The 3,484-nt window shown below is 54.2% G+C and carries 4 protein-coding genes; all 4 read left to right on the forward strand.

Features of this window, described 5'->3' with window-relative positions; all coding sequences use genetic code 11:
- The coding region (locus WMO44_RS14515) for a VirB4-like conjugal transfer ATPase, CD1110 family (RefSeq protein WP_349153003.1) at nucleotides 1-828 on the forward strand (828 nt) is incomplete at its 5' end.
- On the forward strand, nucleotides 821-2,560 hold the full coding sequence (locus WMO44_RS14520) for a C40 family peptidase (protein ID WP_349153004.1): 1,740 nt from the start codon (nucleotides 821-823) through the stop codon (nucleotides 2,558-2,560). The genes WMO44_RS14515 and WMO44_RS14520, both read left to right, overlap by 8 nt.
- 12 nt (nucleotides 2,561-2,572) lie before the next feature.
- Nucleotides 2,573-2,845 carry a DUF4315 family protein gene (locus WMO44_RS14525; RefSeq protein ID WP_015536499.1) on the forward strand — a complete coding sequence of 91 codons (273 nt, stop codon included), beginning with the start codon at nucleotides 2,573-2,575 and terminating at the stop codon, nucleotides 2,843-2,845.
- The coding region (locus WMO44_RS14530; protein WP_349153005.1) for a DUF4366 domain-containing protein at nucleotides 2,829-3,484 on the forward strand (656 nt) is incomplete at its 3' end. The genes WMO44_RS14525 and WMO44_RS14530, both read left to right, overlap by 17 nt.

The raw sequence follows: 3,484 nt of genomic DNA on the forward strand, positions 1-3,484 counted from the left end.
GAAGAGGATAACCCTCTGGCTTTGAAAGCCGACTTTGTGCTGTCCCTGTGCGAACTGGTGGTGGGCGGCAAAGAGGGCTTGCAGCCGGTGGAAAAGACGGTCATTGACCGCTGCGTCCATGTGATCTATCGCAAGTATTTCGAGAATCCCACCCCGGAAAATATGCCGCTGTTGGAAGATCTGTACAACGCCCTGCTGACGCAAGACGAACCGGAAGCCCGCCATGTGGCGGCTGCGCTGGAAATCTACGTCAAGGGCAGTTTGAACATTTTTAACCACCACACCAACGTGGATATCAATAACCGCATCGTCTGTTTTGACATCAAGCAGCTTGGCAAGCAGTTGAAGAAACTCGGTATGCTTATCGTACAGGATGCCGTGTGGGGGCGCGTGACCGCCAACCGCAGTGCTGGAAAATCCACCCGGTACTATGCAGACGAGTTCCATTTGCTCTTGAAGGAAGAGCAGACTGCTGCTTATTCCGTGGAGATTTGGAAGCGTTTCCGTAAGTGGGGCGGCATTCCGACAGCCCTAACGCAGAACGTCAAAGACCTGTTGGCAAGCCCCGAAGTATCAAATATTTTTGAGAACTCGGACTTCGTTTATATGCTCAATCAAGCGAACGGAGACCGGCAGATTTTGGCGAAGCAGCTGAACATTTCGCCCCATCAGCTTTCCTACGTCACTCACTCCGGTGAGGGTGAAGGGCTGCTGTTCTTCGGCAACGTGATCCTGCCCTTTGTTGACCACTTCCCGAAAGACCTTGAACTCTACCGCATCCTTACGACCCGCCTTTCCGAAGTTGCGGAGGCGCAAAAGCATGAGTGAGAAACAGCCGAAGCTGAAATTCGAGGAGGAAAAGGAGCGCACGGCTACGCGCTCCCCTCCGAAAAAGTCTAAAGTGGAGCAGTCGGTGCCCAAAAAGCAGAAACTGAAACAGGATGCAGACAAAGCTGCGGAGAAATCCCAGCATTTGCGTTTTGGCAAAGCCGAGATAACCCCGGATGAAGCATCCCGCATGACAAAGCAGCAGAAACGTGCTATGTATGCCGCTGCTGCCGCCCGGTCTGCGGCACATCGAGAGATTGATCAGTACGAGGACGACAATGTGGGCACGCAGGCTTTAAGCGAGGGCGAAAAAGCTGCCGAGACTACCCACGATATTTCCAAGAGCCGTTACGCCAGAAAGCTGAAAAAGAAAGCCAAGATGCAAGGCAAGAAAAGGGCCCGAACCGCAAAATCTTCCGTGCAGAAGCCGCCTGCGGCACAAGATGCAGGCGCATCCGGCACCGGCGAGGGCAGTTCCAACTGGCTTTCACGCTGGAAACAGCGGCAAGAAATCCGTAAAAGTCACTATGCCACCGCCCATTCGGGTACAGCGGCACAGACCGCAGGCGGCAAAGTGGTATCCAATGGCACCACTGCTGCGAAGTCTGGCATGGAACAGGTCATCGACAAAGGAAAATCGGTGGTCAGTACCGCAGTCAACGGCATTGCCAATTTTGCAAAAAGTAACGCGCACGTTCTTTTGATCGTGGGCGTTTTTCTTTTGCTCTTGCTGCTGGTCATGTCGGCATTTTCGTCCTGTTCCATTCTGTTTTCAGGCACCACGCAGGTATCCGGTCAGACCATTTACACCGCAGAGGACCGGGACATCCGGGGAGCCGAAACCGACTACAAGAAGCTGGAAAAGGAGCTGGACAAAAAGATCAAGCGCACCCCCACCGACCACCCCGGCTACAACGAGTACCAGTATCACCTTGACCCCATCGAGCATGACCCATGGCAGTTGACCTCTTTTCTCACGACTCTCTATGACGATTACACCCGGTCAGAGGTGCAGGGCAAGTTGAAGGAGACCTTCAAAAAGCAGTACAAGCTGACCACATGGGTGGAGGTGCAGATACGGTATAAGACCGTCTGGGTCATCAGTCCGGCAGGAATCCCAGTCCCTACGCAGGTGCCCTATGAGTACCGCATCTTCCACACCAAATTGGTGAATAAAGGGCTGGAAGTGGTTATCCGGGAGGAACTGGACAACGACCAGTGGAAACGCTATGAGATCTTTCAGGATACGCTGGGTGGTCGGCCTTATCTGTTCAACGGCGGTCTGCCGCCCGGTGGCTCCGATGGCTCCGGCACACCCGGCATCGACTATCAGGTTCCTGCGGAAGCCCTGACGGACAGCGAGTTTGCCGCTATCTATAAGGAGGCGCAAAAGTATGTGGGCACGCCCTACGTCTGGGGCGGTTCTACCCCGGAAACCGGGTTTGATTGCTCCGGCTACGTTTGCTGGGTCTACAACCAGAACGGCTACAATGTGGGGCGCACCACCGCCAACGGTCTGTGGAACAAGAGCCAGCACATTTCCGAAGCCGAAGCAAAGCCCGGCGACCTTGTTTTCTTTGAAGGAACGTATGATACGCCGGGGAAAAGTCATGTGGGCATCTACCTTGGAAACGGCAAGATGGTGTCTGCCGGAGACCCCATAAAGTATGCTGATATTCACTCGTCCTACTGGCAGAAATACCTGTCCGGTTTTGGACGGCTTTCAAAATGATTGGAGGAAGAAATGAGCGAAAAACTCGATAAACTGCGCGCTTCTCTGGAAAAGGAAAGGGAGCGTCGCATTAAGATCAACACTCGCATTGAAAGCCTTGAGCGGCGGATTCAGGAAGCAGAAGCTGCCGAGGTCAACGAGATGGTGCGCACCGCCAAGGTCACGCCGGAACAGCTTGCCGCCCTGCTGCGCCAGTCTGCAACTTCCACCCCGACCCCGGCTGCGCTGTCCGCAGTCGGTGCTACGTTCAACAAGGAGGAATCTGATAATGAAGATGATGAATAAGTTCTGTGCCCTGATGTTGTCGGTGGCACTGTGCGCTGGCATGGCGGCTCCTGCTTTTGCCTATGGCGGTGAGCCTGTGGAGGAAGTGGAACAGCCCGTCCTGACTTCTACCACCGATGAAGAAGATGTGGTCACCGTGACCGATGAGGAAACCGGTGCTCTGACCCCGGAGGGCAATCTGACGATGGTGGACGATTACCACACCAGTTATTCGGATGGCAGCGGGCAGCAGTTCATCACGCTGGTGTCGAAGTCTGGCAACACATTCTATCTGGTCATCGACCGCAACGACAAGGGGGAAAACACCGTTCATTTCATGAATCTTGTGGACGAAGCCGACCTTCTTTCCCTGATGGAAGATGAAGATGCCGATGCCTACACCGCTGAAAAAGAAGCGGCGGCGCAGGCAGAACAGGAGCGCAAACAGGCCGAGGAGGATGCGAAAAAGGCTGCGGAAGAAGCGGTGGCATCCGGTTCTGAACAGACTGGTGGCAACAAAGTTACGAAGTATGCTGCTACGTTCTTAGGCGTACTGGCACTGGTCGGTTTGGTTGCTGGCGGTGGCATTTACACCTTTATGAAGCAGAAGCAGAAAAAGCAGGCAGAAAAAGAAGCCCTTGACCCCGATGCAAACTACAC

This window comes from Faecalibacterium tardum, from assembly GCF_040096515.1.
In the GTDB taxonomy this organism is placed as follows: domain Bacteria; phylum Bacillota; class Clostridia; order Oscillospirales; family Ruminococcaceae; genus Faecalibacterium; species Faecalibacterium tardum.

Excerpts from the sequence above, each read along its gene's own strand:
- WMO44_RS14520 (WP_349153004.1), top strand. The coding sequence starts at position 821 with ATGAGTGAGAAACAGCCGAAGCTGAAATTCGAGGAGGAAAAGGAGCGC.
- WMO44_RS14525 (WP_015536499.1), top strand. The coding sequence starts at position 2,573 with ATGAGCGAAAAACTCGATAAACTGCGCGCTTCTCTGGAAAAGGAAAGG.